The organism is Paraburkholderia sp. RL17-373-BIF-A (assembly GCF_046030175.1).
Taxonomy (GTDB): Bacteria; Pseudomonadota; Gammaproteobacteria; order Burkholderiales; family Burkholderiaceae; genus Paraburkholderia.
In genome coordinates this window covers 81,558-99,211 of sequence record NZ_JARESO010000018.1, presented here as the reverse complement: position 1 = coordinate 99,211, position 17,654 = coordinate 81,558, and the positions used below count along the sequence as shown (strand labels likewise).

Annotated in this window: 18 protein-coding genes; 6 read left to right on the top strand and 12 right to left on the bottom strand. The window is 61.3% G+C overall.

Annotation, left to right across the window (positions count from 1 at the left end; genetic code table 11):
* Positions 1-50: 50 nt before the first annotated feature.
* Entirely contained in the window at positions 51-344 is a 294-nt protein-coding gene (locus tag P0D80_RS22680) for a hypothetical protein (protein WP_408286824.1), read from the bottom strand.
* Between the two features lie 35 nt (positions 345-379).
* Here P0D80_RS22680 and P0D80_RS22675 point away from each other — a divergent pair, with 35 nt between their 5' ends.
* Positions 380-1,564 carry an acetylornithine transaminase gene (locus P0D80_RS22675; RefSeq protein ID WP_408179787.1) on the top strand — a complete coding sequence of 395 codons (1,185 nt, stop codon included), beginning with the start codon at positions 380-382 and terminating at the stop codon, positions 1,562-1,564.
* A gap of 18 nt (positions 1,565-1,582) precedes the next feature.
* Positions 1,583-2,053 carry a GNAT family acetyltransferase gene (locus P0D80_RS22670; RefSeq protein WP_132373398.1) on the top strand — a complete coding sequence of 157 codons (471 nt, stop codon included), beginning with the start codon at positions 1,583-1,585 and terminating at the stop codon, positions 2,051-2,053.
* 87 nt (positions 2,054-2,140) lie between these two features.
* On the opposite strand, the gene P0D80_RS22665 is transcribed toward P0D80_RS22670, so the two are convergent.
* The 7 genes from P0D80_RS22665 to P0D80_RS22635 all read right to left on the bottom strand — a co-directional run bounded on the left by P0D80_RS22665 (position 2,141) and on the right by P0D80_RS22635 (position 9,175).
* On the bottom strand, positions 2,141-2,857 hold the full coding sequence (locus P0D80_RS22665) for an ABC transporter ATP-binding protein (protein ID WP_116139411.1): 717 nt from the start codon (positions 2,855-2,857) through the stop codon (positions 2,141-2,143).
* Positions 2,857-3,630, bottom strand: coding sequence for an ABC transporter ATP-binding protein (locus P0D80_RS22660; RefSeq protein ID WP_132373397.1), 774 nt, complete (start codon positions 3,628-3,630; stop codon positions 2,857-2,859). Before P0D80_RS22660 ends, P0D80_RS22665 begins: the two co-directional genes overlap by 1 nt.
* Before the next feature lie 18 nt (positions 3,631-3,648).
* Positions 3,649-4,818, bottom strand: a complete 1,170-nt coding sequence (locus tag P0D80_RS22655; protein ID WP_408179788.1) for a branched-chain amino acid ABC transporter permease — start codon at positions 4,816-4,818, stop codon at positions 3,649-3,651.
* Positions 4,819-4,836: 18 nt separating this feature from the next.
* Positions 4,837-5,787, bottom strand: a complete 951-nt coding sequence (locus tag P0D80_RS22650) for a branched-chain amino acid ABC transporter permease (RefSeq protein WP_012434109.1) — start codon at positions 5,785-5,787, stop codon at positions 4,837-4,839.
* Positions 5,788-6,017: 230 nt separating this feature from the next.
* The gene (locus P0D80_RS22645; protein WP_408286898.1) at positions 6,018-7,217 is read right to left on the bottom strand and encodes a branched-chain amino acid ABC transporter substrate-binding protein; all 1,200 of its coding nucleotides are present in this window, start codon (positions 7,215-7,217) and stop codon (positions 6,018-6,020) included.
* A 540-nt stretch (positions 7,218-7,757) separates the two neighbouring features.
* Positions 7,758-8,717 (bottom strand): 4-hydroxy-3-methylbut-2-enyl diphosphate reductase, encoded by a 960-nt coding sequence (gene ispH / locus P0D80_RS22640; protein ID WP_408286821.1) that lies wholly within the window; start codon positions 8,715-8,717, stop codon positions 7,758-7,760.
* A 2-nt stretch (positions 8,718-8,719) separates the two neighbouring features.
* On the bottom strand, positions 8,720-9,175 hold the full coding sequence (locus P0D80_RS22635; RefSeq protein ID WP_075302429.1) for an FKBP-type peptidyl-prolyl cis-trans isomerase: 456 nt from the start codon (positions 9,173-9,175) through the stop codon (positions 8,720-8,722).
* A gap of 167 nt (positions 9,176-9,342) precedes the next feature.
* Here P0D80_RS22635 and radC point away from each other — a divergent pair, with 167 nt between their 5' ends.
* The 4 genes from radC (at position 9,343) to nadB (ending at position 12,609) form a co-directional block, all read left to right on the top strand.
* A complete protein-coding gene (gene radC / locus P0D80_RS22630) occupies positions 9,343-10,122 on the top strand; it encodes a RadC family protein (RefSeq protein ID WP_408286819.1) in 780 nt (259 codons plus the stop codon).
* Positions 10,123-10,350: 228 nt separating this feature from the next.
* Complete coding sequence (gene rpmB / locus P0D80_RS22625; RefSeq protein WP_007180631.1) at positions 10,351-10,584, top strand: 50S ribosomal protein L28; 234 nt, start codon at positions 10,351-10,353, stop codon at positions 10,582-10,584.
* Positions 10,585-10,594: 10 nt separating this feature from the next.
* Positions 10,595-10,762, top strand: coding sequence for a 50S ribosomal protein L33 (gene rpmG / locus P0D80_RS22620; RefSeq protein WP_007180630.1), 168 nt, complete (start codon positions 10,595-10,597; stop codon positions 10,760-10,762).
* A gap of 248 nt (positions 10,763-11,010) precedes the next feature.
* Positions 11,011-12,609, top strand: a complete 1,599-nt coding sequence (gene nadB, locus P0D80_RS22615) for an L-aspartate oxidase (protein ID WP_408179791.1) — start codon at positions 11,011-11,013, stop codon at positions 12,607-12,609.
* Positions 12,610-12,700: 91 nt separating this feature from the next.
* Here the strand turns inward: nadB and nadC are convergent, their stop codons facing one another.
* The 4 genes from nadC to P0D80_RS22595 all read right to left on the bottom strand — a co-directional run bounded on the left by nadC (position 12,701) and on the right by P0D80_RS22595 (position 17,624).
* Positions 12,701-13,600 (bottom strand): carboxylating nicotinate-nucleotide diphosphorylase, encoded by a 900-nt coding sequence (nadC, locus tag P0D80_RS22610; RefSeq protein WP_408286817.1) that lies wholly within the window; start codon positions 13,598-13,600, stop codon positions 12,701-12,703.
* Entirely contained in the window at positions 13,600-14,739 is a 1,140-nt protein-coding gene (nadA, locus tag P0D80_RS22605; RefSeq protein WP_408179793.1) for a quinolinate synthase NadA, read from the bottom strand. Before nadA ends, nadC begins: the two co-directional genes overlap by 1 nt.
* Positions 14,740-14,869: 130 nt before the next feature.
* Positions 14,870-16,066, bottom strand: a complete 1,197-nt coding sequence (locus P0D80_RS22600) for a DesA family fatty acid desaturase (protein ID WP_132373390.1) — start codon at positions 16,064-16,066, stop codon at positions 14,870-14,872.
* 202 nt (positions 16,067-16,268) lie between these two features.
* The gene (locus tag P0D80_RS22595; protein ID WP_408286815.1) at positions 16,269-17,624 is read right to left on the bottom strand and encodes a mechanosensitive ion channel family protein; all 1,356 of its coding nucleotides are present in this window, start codon (positions 17,622-17,624) and stop codon (positions 16,269-16,271) included.
* Positions 17,625-17,654 lie beyond the last annotated feature (30 nt).

Here is a 17,654-nt window from a genome sequence, read left to right as displayed (position 1 = left end):
CTGCCCCGCCCGCCGGGCAGGCGGTTCAAACGACCGCCGTCACATTTTAGTCAGCCGGACATCTCATAATCGGCAAGCAGCATGAACTCGCGCGATGGACAAAAATATCCCTCCGACGCAAATTCATGGTTTACACCAGCGCTTTCCTTGTCGTATTCTTTCGCGCATGAACCGCATCCAATCCGAACTTCGACGTCGCCGCTCGCCGCTCCCTTAGGGACGCCGCTGGCTTCGTCACGGATTCGCGCCACACAAAGGCGCAAGCTGTTCGAATCATGAAAGCCACGGCATGCCGTGGCTTTTCTGTTTTTCGGCCCCTGGTTTCGTAGTTGGCCAATCTTCATCCACCCTTCACCCCCGCTGTCTGGAGCCTGCCGTCATGAATTTCAATGAATATCCGATCGAGTCGCTGATGTACATCACGAACCGGCCCGAAATCGTTTTCACGCACGGCAAAGGCTCGTGGCTCTACGACAATAACGGCAAGCGCTATCTGGATTTCATCCAGGGCTGGGCGGTCAACAGTCTCGGCCATTGCAACGACGGCATGATCGAAGCGCTGAACAAGCAGGCCAAGCTGCTGCTCAATCCGTCGCCGGCCTTCTACAACGAGCCGATGGCGCAACTCGCCGGCCTGCTCACGCAACACAGCTGCTTCGACAAGGTGTTCTTCGCAAACAGCGGCGCCGAAGCCAACGAAGGCGCGATCAAGCTCGCGCGCAAGTGGGGCAAGAAGTTCAAGGACGGCGCGTTCGAGATCATCACGTTCGATCACAGCTTCCACGGCCGCACACTCGCCACCATGTCGGCGAGCGGCAAGCCGGGCTGGGACACGATCTACGCACCGCAAGTGCCGGGCTTCCCGAAGGCGGATCTGAACGACATTGCATCGGTGGAGAAGCTCATCACCGCGAAGACCGTTGCCGTGATGCTCGAACCGATTCAGGGCGAAGGCGGCGTGATTCCCGCCACGCGCGAGTTCATGCAGCAATTGCGCGAGCTGACCAAAAAGCACAACCTGCTGCTGATCGTCGACGAAGTGCAAAGCGGCTGCGGCCGCGCCGGCACGCTGTTCGCGTACGAGTTGTCGGGCATCGAGCCGGACATCATGACGCTCGGCAAGGGCATCGGCGGCGGCGTGCCACTCGCGGCGCTGCTCGCGAAAGCGGACATCGCCGTGTTCGAAGCGGGCGATCAGGGCGGCACCTACAACGGCAATCCGCTGATGACCGCGGTAGGCTACTCGGTGATCTCGCAACTCACGGCGCCGGGCTTCCTCGAAGGCGTGCGGGCGCGCGGCGAGTATCTGCGCTCGAAGCTGCTGGAGTTGTCGGAAGAACGCGGCTTCCTGGGCGAGCGCGGTGAAGGCCTGCTGCGCGCACTGCTGCTCGGCAAGGACATCGGCAACCAGATCGTCGAAAAGGCGCGCGACATGCAACCCGACGGCCTGCTGCTGAACGCGGCGCGTCCGAACCTGCTGCGCTTCATGCCGGCGCTGAACGTGACGAACGAAGAAATCGACCAGATGATGGCGATGCTGCGTTCGATTCTCGACACGCTGTAATCGAACGGGACCGCGCGTATGACATCGAGCGCATCGTTATCGATCCGCCGCTTCGAAGCGAGCGACACCGATGCCGTGGTCGCACTGTGGCAGGAGGCCTTCCCGGAGTATCGGGACGTCACGAGGCCGCAGCGCAATCCGCATCTGTCGATCGCCAACAAGCTGGCGACGCAACCGGAACTGTTCTTTGTCGCGGTGCTCGGCGAGCGAATCGTCGGCACGGTGATGGGCGGCTACGACGGTCACCGCGGCTGGCTGTATTCGCTCGCGGTGGATGAGTCGCTGCGTCGTCATGGGATCGGCACGCGCCTCGTCGCGCATGTCGAAAACGCGCTGACGGAGCGTGGCTGCCCGAAGCTGAATCTGCAGGTGTTGTCCGCGAAGGCCGATGTGCGCGCGTTTTACGAGGCGCTCGGTTATCGCGCCGATGCGGTGGTCAGTCTCGGCAAGCGCCTGGGTGAATTCGCGGACGCGGTGCCTGCCGTATAAAGTATAAAGCCCCGCAGAATAGAGAAAGGCCGCATGCGTAGTTCACGCATGCGGCCTTTTTTCATAGGCAGAGCAAACTAACGGGGCTTATTCACCCAGATAAGCCGCCCGCACCTTCGGATCATCCAGCATCTGCTTCGCGTCCCCCGACATCGTCACCAGACCCGAGTCCATCACGTAGCCGCGATTCGCCGCCTGCAACGCCAGACGCGCGTTCTGCTCGACCAGCAGCACCGTCATGCCTTCCGCCGAGATCGCCCGCACCACTTCGAAGATCTTCTCGACCATGATCGGCGACAGGCCCATCGACGGCTCATCCAGCAGCAACAGCTTGGGACGCGAGATGATCGCGCGCGCCATCGCCAGCATCTGCTGCTCGCCGCCCGAAAGCGTGCCCGCGTATTGCGCCGCGCGTTCCTTCAGACGCGGGAAGAAGCCGAACATGCGATCGACGTCCGCCTTGATGCCGTCCGTGTCCGTACGCAGATAAGCACCCATCTGCATGTTCTCGACGATCGACATGCGCGCGAAAATACCGCGGCCTTCCGGCACCATCGCGAGACCCCGCTTGAGCAGCAGATGCGGCGGCACGCCCTTGATCGACTCGCCCATGTACTCGATGTCGCCGATCGTGTACGGTTTCAGACCCGTGATCGCCTTCATCGTCGTGGTCTTGCCCGCGCCGTTCGCACCGATCAGCGTGACCAGCTCGCCCTGGGCGACCTCGAGGTCGATCCCCTTGACTGCCTGGATGCCGCCGTAATTGACCTGCAGGCCCTTGATTTTCAACATTGCCGTTGCCATTAGTGGACCCCCGCACCCAGATAAGCTTCGATCACCTTCGGATCCTTCTGCACGTCGTGCGGCAGACCCTGCGCGATCACCTTGCCGTAGTCGAGCACCGTCATCTGGTTGCACAGACCCATCACGAGTTTCACGTCGTGTTCGATCAGCAGGATCGTCTTGCCGTCCGCGCGGATCTTGTCGAGCAGCTTGGTCAGCTCGACCTTCTCCGTCGCGTTCATGCCGGCGGCCGGTTCGTCCAGCGCGAGCAGCTTCGGATCGGTCGCCAGTGCGCGGGCAATCTCCAGCCGGCGCTGGTGGCCGTACGACAGGTTGCGCGACGTGTAGTCCGCGTACTGCGCAATGCCGACGTACTCCAGCAGTTCAATCGCGCGTTCCTTGATCTCGCGCTCTTCCTTGCGCTCGGCCGGCGTCTGGAACACCGCGCCGATCAGGCCGTGTTTCGTGCGCACGTGACGTCCAACCATCACGTTTTCTAGCGCGGTCATGCCGCCGAACAGACGGATGTTCTGGAACGTGCGCGCGATGCCGGCCTTCGCCACCTGATACACCGCGGTCGGCGTATAGTTCACGCCGTCGAGCTTGAAGTCGCCCGAATCCGGCGTGTACAACCCCGTGATCACGTTGAAGAACGTCGTCTTGCCGGCGCCGTTCGGGCCGATCAGACCGTAGATCGTGCCTTCCTTGATCTCCAGTCCGACGTCGGACAATGCCTGCAAACCGCCGAAGCGCTTGTTGACGCCTTTCACGGACAGTCGAATGTTGTCGCTCATGTTTTTCTCTCCGGTCCGTTAAGCCCGTATCGGCTTCTTGCCGCTACGCTTCGACAGTTTCGCGATCTTGTCTTCGTGCTTGGGCGACGGCCACAAGCCTTCCGAGCGGTACAGCATGATCAGCACCATCGCGAGTGCGTAGACCAGCTGACGGATCACTTCCGTATCGACGATTTCATGGCCGAAGATCATGTTCTGCAGCGGACCCATCGTCGAGCGCAGGAATTCCGGCAGCACCGCGAGCAGCACCGCGCCGAGAATCACGCCCGGAATGTGGCCCATGCCGCCCAGCACCACGCACGCCAGCACGACGATCGACTCCGGCAGCGTGAACGATTCCGGCGACACGAAGCCCTGGAACGAGCCGAACATCGCGCCCGACAGGCCGCCGAACGACGCACCCATCGCGAACGCCAGCAGCTTCACGTTACGGGTGTTGATGCCCATCGCCTTGGCGGCGATTTCGTCTTCACGGATCGCGGCCCAGGCACGGCCGATACGCGAGTGCTGCAAACGCGTACACACCCAGATCACCAGCAGCGCGGCCAGCACGAACAGGTAGTAGTACGAGTACACCGACGGGAACTGGAAGCCGAACAGCGAGTGCGTTTGCGCGAGGCTGAAATCGCCCACGTGCACCGGGTCGATCCCCGTGATCCCCTTCGGGCCGTTGGTGATATTCACCGGGCGGTCGAGGTTGTTCAGGAAGATCCGCACGATTTCCCCGAAGCCCAACGTCACGATGGCGAGGTAATCGCCGCGCAGACGCAGCGTCGGCGCACCGAGAATCACGCCGAAGAACGCGGCGACAGCCATCGCGCAGGGCACGATGATGAGGAACGGCACGTGCAGGCCATTCGGCGCGAGATGCGCGATCCACTCGAATTGCGACACCAGGTGCGGCGAGCTCAGCAGCGCGGCCGTGTAGGCGCCGACCGCGTAGAACGCGATGTAGCCCAAATCCAGCAGGCCGGCGAAGCCGACCACCACATTGAGGCCGAGCGCGAGCATCACGTACAGCATCGCGAAGTCGAGCACGCGGACCCAGTAGTTGCCGCCGGCCGTGCCGATGATCATCGGCGCCGCGATCACGAAGATCGCGGTGATGATGCCGACGGTCAGCGTCTTCGTCAGGTTCTTTTCAGGGATGAGCGTCGTGGACGGCTCGATCGGTTGAATTGAGGTCATGTCTGTTTTCTCCCGGGATCAGGCGCGATCCGCAACACGTTCGCCAAGCAGGCCCGACGGACGGAACACCAGCACGATGATCAGCACGATGAAGGCGAACACGTCCTGATAGTTACTGCCGAACACACCGCCGGTGAGGTTGCCGATATAGCCGGCGCCCAACTGTTCGATCAGGCCGAGAATCACGCCACCCACCATCGCGCCGCCGAGATTGCCGATACCGCCCAGCACCGCCGCGGTAAAGGCCTTCAGGCCGGGGATGAAGCCCATATAGAAGTGTGCGTTGCCGTATTCCGACGCGATCATCACGCCGGCCAGAGCGGCGAGCGCCGAGCCGATCATGAAGGTGGCCGAGATCACGAAGTTCGGGTTCACGCCCATCAGCGAGGCATTGCCCGGGTTCTCGGCGATCGCCCGCATGGCGCGACCGAGCTTGGTCTTGTGCACCAGCAGCAGCAAGCCGCCCATCACGAGGAACGCCACCACGATGATCACGATTTCAGTCATCGAGATCACGGCGCCAGGCGTCGTGTCGGTGGCCTTGATCACGTTGAGCGGGTCGGTGGGCAACAGCTGCGGGAACGGCAGCGGGTTGCGCGACCAGATCATCATGGCCAGCGTCTGCAGCAGGATCGACACGCCGATCGCGGTGATCAGCGGTGCGAGACGCGGCGCTTTACGCAACGGCCGGTAGGCCACGCGCTCGATCGTGTAGCCGACTGCCGCGCACACAATGGCCGCGATGATCAGCGCGATGATGAGCGTCGGCACATTGCCGAGGCCGGGGAAGTGGTTCTGAAGCACGCCTATGGCTGAGAGCGCAACCATCGCGCCCACCATCAACACATCGCCGTGAGCGAAGTTGATGATGCCCAAGATGCCGTAAACCATCGTATAGCCCAGTGCGATGATGGCGTAAACGCTGCCAAGCACCAGCCCGTTGAGGACCTGCTGGATGAAAATATCCATTTAATGCTCCTTAGCCCGTGCGACTGGATTCGCGTTCTTCATCAGCCGGTGGGCGGTGATGCGGTACGCCAATCTCAACGGCACTGCGGGTACTGATGTAAAAGACCGGTAAGGGTTATCCGCTGCCGGTTCGCCTTGGCGACTGGATGACAGTCGCGGGCTTGCCTTGGGCGGATGCAAAAACGGCACCGTTGGGTGGTTTCGGTGCCGTCAGGCTGAACGTCCCGTCATCACATCTTCACGACGTCGAGAACTGCTTTTTTGCCGTCCTTGAAGTCGTAAAGCGTAATGGCGCCCTCTTTCAAATCACCCTTGTCGTCGAACGCGATGTGACCGATTACCCCGTTGTAATCAGTCGACGGCATCGCAGCCAGCACCTTGGGCGCCTCGATCGAATTAGCGCGCTTCATTGCATCGACAATCACGTACACAGCGTCATACGTGAACGGTGCGTAAATCTGCACCGGTGTGTGGAAGCGGTCCACGTACTTCTTCTCGAAGTCCGCTCCCTTGTCCATTTTCGAAAGCGCAAGTCCTGCCTCCGAACAGACCAGGTTTTGCACGGCGGTTCCCGCCAGCTCACCCACCTTGTCGGTACACACACCGTCGCCGCCAAGGATTTTTGCCCTGATACCGAGCGCCGCCGCCTGTTTGGTGAACGGGCCGCCCGTCGCGTCCATGCCGCCGAACATGATCACGTCCGGCTGAACACGCTTGATCTTTTTAAGGACGGCCTGAAACTCCGTAGCCCTGTCATTCGTGGATTCACGCGAGACGATCTTTGCCCCGCTCGCCTGGGCTGCTTTCGCAAACTCGTCGGCCAATCCCTTGCCGTAGACGCTCGAGTCGTCGACGATCGCGATGCGTTTCGCGTTAAGCACCTTCGTTGCGTAGTTGGCAAGCGCCGGCCCTTGCTGGGCATCGGTCGCGACCACACGATAAGTCGTCTTGAAACCTTGTTGCGTGTAACCCGGGTTCGTCGACGACGGCGAGATTTGCACGATGCCGGCATCGCTATAGATCTTCGACGCAGAAATCGAGACGCCCGAATTCAAGTGGCCGACCACGGCGACGACGTGATCGTCGACGAATTTTTCAGCGACCGCCGTTCCCGTTTTCGGGTCCGCGGCGTCGTCTTGTGCGTCGAGCTCCAACTGGATCTTGTGGCCGTCGATGGTCAAACCCTGTGTGTTGATTTCATCAACCGCCAAACGCGCGCCGTTTTCATTGTCTTTACCGAGGTGAGCAATGGGGCCCGTCAATGGGGCCGCATGACCGATCTTGACGATAGTCGCTTCGCTCGCCGGTGCCGCCGCGGCCGTAGCCGCCGACTCCCCCGCTCCCGCCTCGCCATCCTGTTTCTTGCCGCACGCGGTCAACATCGCAACCGCGGCCGCGATGGACACGGCGTAAGCAAATTTGACTCGCATTAAGTAGGTCTCCTGCGCCTTCCAAAAACTATTGTTCGGGGCCCTAAGGCCTTGAGAACGCGCGCATTGTAACTCCAATTTTGCGACGGGCAATATTGTTGAACCGGCAGGGTTTTCCTGCATTGCAACCTTATTTTGAGAGCGAAATCCGCTAATAGGCGCAACCCGGTTGCGATTATTTTTCGTGCATCAGTTGCACCAGCGCTGCACCCAATGGCATCAAGTGTTGCGGCGAATACCCCCGACGCCCGATTGCACCGCGCTTGGCGTTAAGTATTACGTTTCCAGCAATATCGAGACGCACGCACTATCTTAGTGCGTCAAAAAACCGCGCAGCCCGTTTAGGTCTTATAAAACGGGGACGCATCGCTTATAAATCTATAAAAAACCGGATCACATTTCAAAGAAATTTGTGCGAGAGGACACCAAATTCAGCACTTTTCTATGATCTGGCACTTTATTTGGTGCGAGCTTGTGTAAACTTGGAGATAAAAAAAGCGCGCCCTCGGGCGCGCTTTTCTTTCAGCAGTCGGCGGATCGTCAGGCCGGCAAACCCAGCCCGCGCGGCAACGGAAACGCGATGTTTTCCTCGATGCCGTCCAGCGCGCGCACGTTGCGCACGCCAAGCTCACGCAGCCGGGCGATCACCGCCTGCGCCAGCACCTCCGGCGCCGAGGCGCCGGCCGTCACGCCGATGCGGCGTTTGCCCTCGACCCAGACCGGATCGATCTGGTCGGGCGAGTCCACCATATAGGCCGGCACACCGAGCTTTTCCGCCAACTCGCGAAGCCGGTTGGAGTTTGAACTATTCGGGCTGCCGACCACGATCACGACATCGCACTGCGGTGCCATGAATTTCACCGCGTCCTGGCGGTTTTGCGTCGCGTAGCAGATGTCCTGCTTCTTCGGCTCGCGGATGGACGGGTATTTGGCCTTCAGGGCGCCGATGATCTCGGCGGCGTCGTCGACCGACAGTGTGGTTTGCGTGACGAAGGCGATCCGCTCGGGGTCGGCCAGTTGCAAGGCCTGCACGTCTTCGATGTCCTCCACCAGATGCATGCCCTCACCCGCCTGGCCCATCGTGCCTTCGACTTCAGGATGGCCTTTGTGGCCGATCATGACGATGTCGAAGCCGTCCTGGCGCATCTTCGCGACTTCGATATGCACCTTGGTGACGAGCGGACAGGTGGCGTCGTACACGCGCAGCCCGCGCGACTCGGCTTCCAAACGCACGGCCTTGGACACACCGTGCGCGCTGAAAATCACCGTATTGCCGGGCGGCACTTCTTCCAGCCGCTCGATGAAGATCGCGCCCTTCTTGCGCAGATCCTCGACAACGTAGGCGTTATGGACGATTTCGTGACGCACGTAGATCGGCGAGCCGTGCAGCTTGATAGCCCGCTCGACGATCTCGATCGCCCGGTCGACGCCGGCGCAGAACCCGCGCGGCTGCGCCAGCAGGATCTCGGTTTCAGCAAGAGTCGTATCCGTGATGCTCATGTTTACAGAATCCCGATGATTTTCACTTCAAACGCCAGCGCCTGGCCGGCAAGCGGGTGGTTGAAATCGAACAGGGCCGACGTTTCGCCGACTTCTTTCAGGACGCCGGCGTAGCGGCCGCCACCTGGCGCGTTGAATTCGACCAGGTCGCCCGGCGAAAAATCCTCGCCGATCATGCTGTTTTCCCGCAGCGTGGCCAACGACACGCGCTGGATCAATTCCGGATTGCGGGGACCGAACGCCTGCCCTGGCGCTAGCTGAAAGGTCGAATGGTGGCCCACCTTCAAACCTAGCAAAATATCTTCCAGCGGCGGCGCCAGTTGGCCGGCGCCGAGTAGCAGCGTGGCGGGTTTGTCGTTAAACGTATTGATGACTTCGGCGCCATCGGCAAGGGAAAGCCGGTAGTGAAGCGTCACGTGTGAACCGGGTTTCACTTCGGAAATGTCGATGATGCTCATGCAATGCTCGCTCAGTCGAAGCGCGCTGCACGCGTGCGCCGCTGGCGCAGTCGACGCGTGTGGCAAACCGTCGGGGTGCCGTGCGCAAAGCGTCTATTGTAAGCCACATAGCGGGCGGCGGCTTGCGTCCGTGGCGCCCCCAACCCGAAGCGGAGGACACTCTATATATGGCAGATCACGCCACCCTATTTGACGAGGCAACCCCTGAAACGGCCGCCCCCGAGCCGTCGGCGCCCAACGTAGCGGCTTGCGGCGAGCCCGCGTCCCCGCCGCTCCTGCGGGGTAAATGGCTAAAAAACGACATGCCGCGCGAGCGGCTGCTCGAACAGGGGCCCGGCGTGCTTTCGGATACCGAGATGATCGTGCTGATACTCGGCTCCGGCCTGCCCGGCCACGACGTCTTCAGTGTCGCGCGCGCGTTGCTCGACCGTTTCGGCTCGCTGCGCGCGATGCTCGACGCGACCTACACGGATTTCGACGGCCTGCGCGGCATCGGCCCGGCGAAAAAGGCGCAGCTGCTGGCCATCATGGAAATGGCGCGGCGCTCGCTGGTCGAAAAAATGCGCTCGCGCTCGCTGATGAATTCACCCGAAGCCGTGGAAAACTACCTGCGCCTGCGGATCGGCGGCCGTCCGCAGGAAGTTTTCGTGTCGCTTTTCCTCGACGCCCGGCATCGGCTGATACGCTGCGAAGAAAGCGCACAGGGCACGCTCACGCGGATGGCCGTGTATCCGCGCGAGATCGTGCGGCGCGCGCTGAGCCTGAATGCAGCCAGCCTGATCGTCGCGCATAATCACCCTTCCGGCGCCGTCCAGCCGAGCGCGAGCGACTGCCGTCTGACGCACACGCTGCGCGACGCCCTCACACTGATCGACGTGCAACTGGTCGATCACCTGGTGATCGGCACGGACAGCGTCTACTCCTTCGCCCGCGCCGGCTGGCCGTGAGACGGCATGAACCAGGGTCGCGCAGACGTTGCGTCGTGTCCGGCATCGCAAATAAGGTTTGATTTTCGGCTTTTTTTCCGCTATAATTCCGGTTTGCCTATTTCCAACCCCCTGTTCCGAAGCCACCAAGGCGTTCCGGAAAGGAAACGTGCCTGAATTTCAGCGCGGCTCTTTTCGGGAAACTTTCACGGCGTTCGAACTCAGAATTAGCGTATTAGGAGTGCTCTCATGGCACGCGTATGCCAAGTAACTGGGAAAGCGCCGATGAGCGGCAACAACGTTTCCCACGCGAACAACAAAACCAAGCGCCGGTTCCTGCCGAACCTGCAAAACCGCCGCATTTGGGTGGAAAGCGAAAACCGTTGGGTGCGTCTGCGCGTTTCGAACGCCGGCCTGCGCCTGATCGACAAGAACGGTATCGACGCTGTGCTCGCAGATCTGCGCGCACGCGGTGAAGCCTAAGGAGTAAATCATGGCGAAAGGCGCACGCGACAAGATCAAGTTGGAATCGACCGCAGGCACGGGTCACTTCTACACGACGACCAAGAACAAACGCAACATGCCGGAAAAGATGCTGATCAAGAAGTTTGATCCGGTCGTCCGTAAGCACGTTGAGTACAAGGAAACCAAGATTAAATAAATCTTGGCTCCTGCCTGACGAAGGCAAAAGACATGCAAAAAAGCCTCGCATTCGTGCGAGGCTTTTTTGTTTTCAGCGTTCGCATGTTTCTGCTTTTGAGTTTCTACTTCTGTTTATTCGCCGACGCGAACAGTCTTATGTCGTTCGGCCAGCTTTCCCTCATCCGTCGCGGCGCGTATCCTTTCTCGTTTTAGCGGCGAGCAAATGGCACGCCGTCACCGCAAAACGAAAAGACGGAGATGTAGGCAATGGAATTCGATGTGGCGATTGTCGGTAGCGGTCTGGCTGGTTTGAGCGTCGCGCTCAATCTGGCGGAGACCCGGCGGGTGGCAGTGGTCGCCAAGCGATCGATGACCGAAGGCGCGAGCGACTGGGCGCAAGGCGGCATCGCCGCGGTTCTGGATTCGGCGGACAGCATCGAAAATCACGTGCGCGATACGCTGATCGCCGGCGGCGGGCTGTGCGACGAAGCGGCAACGCGCTTTATCGTCGAACACGGGCGTGCGGCGATCGAATGGTTGATCGAGCAAGGCGTGCCGTTCACCAAGGACGACGCCGCCGAGCTCGGTTTCCATCTGACGCGCGAAGGCGGTCATAGCCATCGCCGGATCATTCACGCTGCCGATGCAACGGGCCATGCCGTGGTGGCCACGCTCAGCGAGCGGGTGCGCCGTCACCCGAACATCACGCTGCTCGAAGATCACTACGCCATCGATCTGATCACGTCCGACCGCCTCGGCTTGCCAGGACGTCGTTGTCACGGCCTTTACGCGCTTGATCTGCAAAGCGGGCGCACCGTCACGATCGAGGCGCCCCACACCGTGCTCGCCACTGGGGGCGCGGGCAAGGTCTACCTCTACACCACGAATCCCGACACTGCGACGGGCGACGGCATCGCGATGGCGTGGCGGGCCGGCTGCCGCGTGTCGAATATGGAGTTCATCCAGTTCCATCCAACCTGCCTGTTCCATCCGTACGCGAAGTCCTTTCTGATTTCGGAAGCGGTGCGCGGCGAAGGTGGCATTCTCAAACTGCCGGACGGCACCCGCTTCATGCCGAATCACGACGAACGCGCCGAACTCGCGCCGCGCGACATCGTCGCGCGTGCGATCGACTTCGAAATCAAGAAGCGTGGCATCGATTGTGTGTATCTCGACATCAGCCATCAGCCGCCTGAATTCCTGCGTGAACACTTCCCGACGATTCTGGCGCGCTGCCAGGAATTCGGCATCGACATCACCAAGCAAGCGATTCCGGTCGTGCCGGCCGCGCACTACACGTGTGGCGGCGTCGTAACCGATCTGGCGGGCCGCACGGATCTGGCCGGCCTCTATGCGGTGGGCGAGACGTCATGCACGGGTCTGCACGGCGCGAACCGGCTTGCTAGCAATTCCCTGCTCGAGTGCCTCGTGATCGGACGCTCCGCCGCGCAGGCTATCGAGGAAGAAGGATTTAGCGCTGCCGTCCACGCACCGCTGCCCGATTGGGACGAAAGCCGCGTGTCCGATCCGGATGAGGAGGTCGTGGTTGCCCACAACTGGGACGAACTGCGCCGGCTGATGTGGAATTACGTCGGTATCGTACGGACCGACAAACGGCTCGCGCGAGCGAAGCACCGGCTCGCCCTGCTGCGCGACGAAATCCACGAGTACTACGCGAACTTCAAGGTGAGCCGCGACCTGCTCGAATTGCGCAATCTGGTGGACGTGGCATCGTTGATCGTCGAAGGCGCGCGTTCGCGGCGTGAAAGCCGCGGCCTGCACTTTAGCCGTGACTGGCCGGCGACCTTACCCAAGGCGCTGCCGACGGTGCTCTCACCGGAGCATGTGCGCAACCGCAACGTGTGATCGAGACCACCTGAAACAAAAAGGCCATCGCCGAAATGAACCGGCGACGGCCTTTTCTCCGATTGAATGCAAGTGATTGCGGACTTGAGCGTCAGACGATCCGCATCGAGTAATCCGTTGCGCGTACGTCCTTGGTCAGCGCGCCGATCGACACGCGATCGACACCGGTTTCCGCGATCGTACGCACCGTATCGAAGTTCACGCCGCCCGATACCTCCAGCACCGCGCGCCCCGCTGTGATGCGCACCGCTTCGCGCATGGCATCGAATGAAAAATTGTCCAGCAGAATGGATTGCGCGCGGTGCGCCAGCGCGGTCTCCAACTGCTCGAGCGTCTCGACTTCGATCTGGATCGAGACGCCTGCATTCAACGCCAATGCCACGTCCATCGCCGCGCCCACGCCGCCGGCCGCGGCAATGTGGTTTTCCTTGATGAGGATGCCGTCGTACAGCGCGAGCCGTTGATTCGCCCCACCGCCGACGCGCACTGCGTACTTCTGCGCGAGCCGCAAGCCCGGCAAGGTCTTGCGCGTGTCGAGAATGCGCGTGCGCGTATGTGCGACCGCATCGACATAACGGCGCGTCGCACTCGCCACGCCCGACAGCAATTGCAGGAAGTTCAGCGCATTACGCTCCGCGGTCAACAACGCGCGAACGGGCCCGCGCATTTCGCAAACCGTTGTGTCGGCCGTCATCAGCTCGCCTTCGCGATAGCGCCACTGGACTTCGATACGCGGATCGACCTGGCACATCACTGCTTCAAACCACGGCACGCCGCACAGCACGGCATCTTCGCGCACGATGATGCGTGCCTCGCGAACGTCGTCTGCAGGAACGAGGCGGCCTGTCTGGTCGCCCGGGCCGACGTCTTCGGCCAGTGCCTCGGTCACATTGCGCGCCAAGGCGGCGTCGAATGCCTCACCGTATTGCGCGTGAATTTCAGCGAACAGCGGCGACACCGCTTCGAGCTTGTTGCTTTCTACCGCGCCCATCAAGCCGCCCCCACATTCGAATACAGTTGCGCGTCGTGCGCGAGATCGCCACTCGCTTGCACCCGCTTCTTGTGGCGCGCCGCGAAGTCCAGCATGCGGTCGATCGGCAGACGCGCCCGCTCGCCGATCGCGCGATCGACGAAAATTTCGTTGTGGCCGCGCGCGAGCACTTCGGCAAGATTCGCGAGGCCGTTCATCGCCATCCACGGACAATGCGCGCAGCTCTTGCAAGTCGCGCTGTTGCCGGCCGTCGGCGCGGCAATCAAGGTCTTGCCGGGTGCGGCGAGTTGCATCTTGTGCAAAATGCCGAGATCGGTCGCCACGATGAAATGCGTCGCGTCGAGTTTTTGCGCCGCGTCGATCAATTGCGTGGTCGATCCGACCACGTCCGCTTGCGCGACCACGTTGGCTGGCGACTCCGGATGCACCAACACTTTCGCGCCCGGATATTCGGCACGCAGCAGATCGAGTTCGATACCTTTGAACTCGTCGTGCACCAGACATGAACCCTGCCACAGCAGCATGTCCGCGCCGGTCTTGTTCTGGATATAGCTGCCGAGGTGCCGGTCCGGCGCCCAAATGATCTTTTCGCCGCGCGCATGCAGATCGGCAACGATCTCAAGGCCTATCGACGACGTCACCATCCAGTCCGCGCGCGCCTTCACCGCCGCGCTCGTGTTCGCATACACGACCACCGTGCGATCCGGATGCGCGTCGCAGAAAGCCGAGAATTCATCGACCGGACAGCCGAGATCAAGCGAACAGGTCGCGTCGAGATCCGGCATCAGAATGCGCTTGTCCGGACTCAGAATTTTCGCGGTCTCGCCCATGAAGCGCACACCCGCGACAACCAGCGTCTGCGCCGCGTGATCGCGCCCGAAGCGCGCCATCTCCAGCGAGTCGGCCACGCAGCCGCCGGTCTCGTCGGCCAGCTCCTGCAATTCCGCATCGACATAATAGTGCGCGACGAGCACTGCTTTCTCGCGCTCGAGCAATGCGCGGATACGTGCCTTCAGCGCCACCTTCTCCTCCGCCGACGGCACGTCGGGCACCTTCGCCCACGCCTGCCCGATCCCGCAGGTTGTGCCCTGCGCCTGCGGCCGGTCGTATTCCACGGCCCTGATCGCCTGCTGATCCATGATCTCCTCTGCCTTCGCTCTGCCGCCGCGGACTGTCAATCGCGTGTCATTGAAGTTTCCGCGGCCCAAAAAGCAAAACCCCGCCAACGCGGGGTTTTGTGACGTACTGAGATTTTAATGGATTTCGCTATCAGGCATAACGACGCAGTCGCATCGCAAACTCTTGCAGCGCTTTAATACCGCTCTGCTCAGCGCGATGACACCAGTCCTGCAACTGGATCAGCAACTGGTCGCGCGATGCATTGGAGCGCTCCCACATGGCGGCGAGCTCATTGCGCATGTCGATATAGGTCTTGAGCTTCTGGCTGTTCGCGAAGATTTGCGGCAGCTGGCGTTTCTGCGGCTCGTCGAGACCCGCTTCTTCCTTGTGGAACCAGCTACGCGCGCCGCGCATGACCTGATACTTCTCGCGCGCGCCGACTTCCTTCAAATGCGCCAGTTCCTGACGATACGCGCGCTTGAGCGCCTTGCCGTAACGCGCCATCACTTCGTAGCGGTTGGCCAGCACGGCTTGCAGCGTGTCCTGATCGAGCACCATCTTGCCAGTGGTCAGACGCGGCGTGGGCGCCACCTTCTTCACCTTGGCCAGACGGAATGCCGACATGATGCGGATGTACATCCAGCCGATGTCGAACTCGTACCACTTGTTCGACAGCTTGGCCGACGTCGCATACGTGTGGTGATTGTTGTGCAGCTCTTCGCCGCCGATGATGATGCCCCACGGGAAGATGTTGGTGCTGGCATCCGACGAATTGAAGTTGCGGTAGCCCCAGAAGTGCGCGAGGCCGTTGACCACGCCGGCGGCCCAGAAAGGGATCCACACCATCTGCACAGCCCAGATCGTCAGACCGACGACGCCGAACAGCGCGACGTTCAACACCATCATCAGGCTCACGCCGAGGATCGGGTACTTGGTGTAGACGTTGCGCTCCATCCAGTCGTTCGGCGTGCCGTGACTGAACTTGCGCATCGTTTCTTCGTTTTTCGCTTCAACGCGATAGAGTTCCGCGCCTTCGAGCAGCACCTTCCAGATGCCGCGCGTTTGCGGGCTGTGCGGATCTTCTTCAGTCTCGCACTTGGCGTGGTGCTTACGGTGAATCGCGGCCCACTGGCCGGTCAACATGCCCGTGGTCATCCACAGCCAGAAGCGGAAAAAATGACTGACGATCGGATGCAACTCCAGCGCGCGGTGCGCCTGGCAGCGATGCAGATAGACCGTCACGCCGATGATCGTGATGTGCGTCGCGATCGCCGTGTACAGCACAAGTTGCCACCACGAGAAGTGCAACAGACCGTGGGCAAGGAAATCGAGCAAAGAATTCAACAAGGCAATTTACCTGTGGAACGAGAGACACCAGACACACGCAAAATGCGCGTGTCAAGAAAGTGAAAGCATACAGCGGGATTGGACGACATTCTACTTGAACCGTTCCAAGTGTTTGTAACAAATAGGGATTTTTTGTGCGGCATCAACAGAATGAACGCGCCGAAGGCCTTTCTAAGACGCCTTGGCGCGCTCAAAGTGCCCGTCAGCGCGCGCTGTCGGACGGATTGACTGCCGGCGCGGTCATTGTTACCGGCTGCGGCATGGCGTCGCTCATGTTGCCGACGATTCGCACTTCGCGTTGCGCGAGGGGAATCGAGATGTCGTGCTCGGAGAACAGACGCCAGATATTGCGGTTGACGGCCGAGCGCACGCCCGAGGTTCCGGTGGCCGCATCCTCGATCCAGAAACCTAGTTCGAGGTTGATGCCGTCTGAGCCGAAACCCGCCAGATAAGCTGTCGGCGCCGGCTCCTGCAGCACGCGCGGTACGTTCTGAGCGGCCTGCGCAAGCAGCGCCATGGCCTGCTCGACGTCGGACGTGTACGCGACCTGCACGGCCGCCTTTGCATGGCCGCGCGTCAGGTACGACGACTGGTTTTGCACCACGTCCGTGATCAGTTTCTCGTTCGGAATCAGCGTTTCGATGCCGTCCAGCCCGCGCACCACGGTGTAGCGCGTGCGAATCTGCGTGACCATGCCCTGCAGGCCGCCCACGTTGATCGTGTCGCCAATGCGCAGCGAGCGGTCGATCAGGATGATGAAGCCCGACACGTAATTGCTGGCGATCTTCTGCAGGCCGAAGCCGAGACCGACGCCTAGCGCACCGCCGAACACGCCCAGCACCGTGATATCGATGCCGACCAGCGACAGGCTGATCAGCACCGCCGCCAGCACGAACGCGGCCCGGCCGACCCTCGCCACCACCACCTTCAGGTTGGCATCGAGCGTCTTCGAGCGCATTAGGCGGTCTTCGAAGGTGGAGCCGAGCCACATCGCGACGATCATCGTCACGCACACCCACAGCAGGCCCGAGATGAGCGAGAGCAGCGTCAGATGCGCGTTGGCGACGCTGAAATGGACCCCGGCCATCCACGTGATCACGTCGTCCTGGATGCCCATCACCGTGAGCACCATGCCGATCCAGACCACCGTCGAGACGATCCGCTCGACGAGGAACAGCAACGGGTGCGTCTCCCCGTCGTGGCTGAACACCCGTCGCGCGAAGAAAAACACGATGTAGATCAAGCCGATGCCGAAGAGCGGCACCAGCGCCAGATCGAGCAGCGCGGTGTGCATGAACTGGCCGGTGATCGACCGCGCAAGCCACACGAGGGCCGCGCCGATCAACGGGAAGAACGCGCGATTCAGGCTTTCCGCGCCGAAGCGCAGCGTCTGGTAACGCGTCTGGCGGCGCAGATCCAGCGCACGGCGCAACACGCGCGCGAGCAGCCACGCGATCGCGAGCGTCGCGACCAGCACGCCGACCTGCCACAGCATCACGGGCTGGCCGAAGTCGCGTGCGAGGTCGCTGAACATATGAGGAAAAAGACGGTTTTGCATGATGTCGCCGAAATCGCCGGCGCACGGCCG

Excerpts from the sequence above, each read along its gene's own strand:
- P0D80_RS22645 (WP_408286898.1), bottom strand. The coding sequence starts at position 7,217 with ATGCGAGTCAAATTTGCTTACGCCGTGTCCATCGCGGCCGCGGTTGCG.
- nadB (WP_408179791.1), top strand. The coding sequence starts at position 11,011 with ATGGAATTCGATGTGGCGATTGTCGGTAGCGGTCTGGCTGGTTTGAGC.
- P0D80_RS22655 (WP_408179788.1), bottom strand. The coding sequence starts at position 4,818 with ATGACCTCAATTCAACCGATCGAGCCGTCCACGACGCTCATCCCTGAA.
- P0D80_RS22635 (WP_075302429.1), bottom strand. The coding sequence starts at position 9,175 with ATGAGCATCATCGACATTTCCGAAGTGAAACCCGGTTCACACGTGACG.
- nadC (WP_408286817.1), bottom strand. The coding sequence starts at position 13,600 with ATGGGCGCGGTAGAAAGCAACAAGCTCGAAGCGGTGTCGCCGCTGTTC.
- radC (WP_408286819.1), top strand. The coding sequence starts at position 9,343 with ATGGCAGATCACGCCACCCTATTTGACGAGGCAACCCCTGAAACGGCC.
- nadA (WP_408179793.1), bottom strand. The coding sequence starts at position 14,739 with ATGGATCAGCAGGCGATCAGGGCCGTGGAATACGACCGGCCGCAGGCG.
- ispH (WP_408286821.1), bottom strand. The coding sequence starts at position 8,717 with ATGAGCATCACGGATACGACTCTTGCTGAAACCGAGATCCTGCTGGCG.
- rpmB (WP_007180631.1), top strand. The coding sequence starts at position 10,351 with ATGGCACGCGTATGCCAAGTAACTGGGAAAGCGCCGATGAGCGGCAAC.
- P0D80_RS22660 (WP_132373397.1), bottom strand. The coding sequence starts at position 3,630 with ATGAGCGACAACATTCGACTGTCCGTGAAAGGCGTCAACAAGCGCTTC.
- P0D80_RS22675 (WP_408179787.1), top strand. The coding sequence starts at position 380 with ATGAATTTCAATGAATATCCGATCGAGTCGCTGATGTACATCACGAAC.
- P0D80_RS22665 (WP_116139411.1), bottom strand. The coding sequence starts at position 2,857 with ATGGCAACGGCAATGTTGAAAATCAAGGGCCTGCAGGTCAATTACGGC.
- rpmG (WP_007180630.1), top strand. The coding sequence starts at position 10,595 with ATGGCGAAAGGCGCACGCGACAAGATCAAGTTGGAATCGACCGCAGGC.
- P0D80_RS22670 (WP_132373398.1), top strand. The coding sequence starts at position 1,583 with ATGACATCGAGCGCATCGTTATCGATCCGCCGCTTCGAAGCGAGCGAC.
- P0D80_RS22650 (WP_012434109.1), bottom strand. The coding sequence starts at position 5,787 with ATGGATATTTTCATCCAGCAGGTCCTCAACGGGCTGGTGCTTGGCAGC.
- P0D80_RS22680 (WP_408286824.1), bottom strand. The coding sequence starts at position 344 with ATGAAGATTGGCCAACTACGAAACCAGGGGCCGAAAAACAGAAAAGCC.
- P0D80_RS22595 (WP_408286815.1), bottom strand. The coding sequence starts at position 17,624 with ATGCAAAACCGTCTTTTTCCTCATATGTTCAGCGACCTCGCACGCGAC.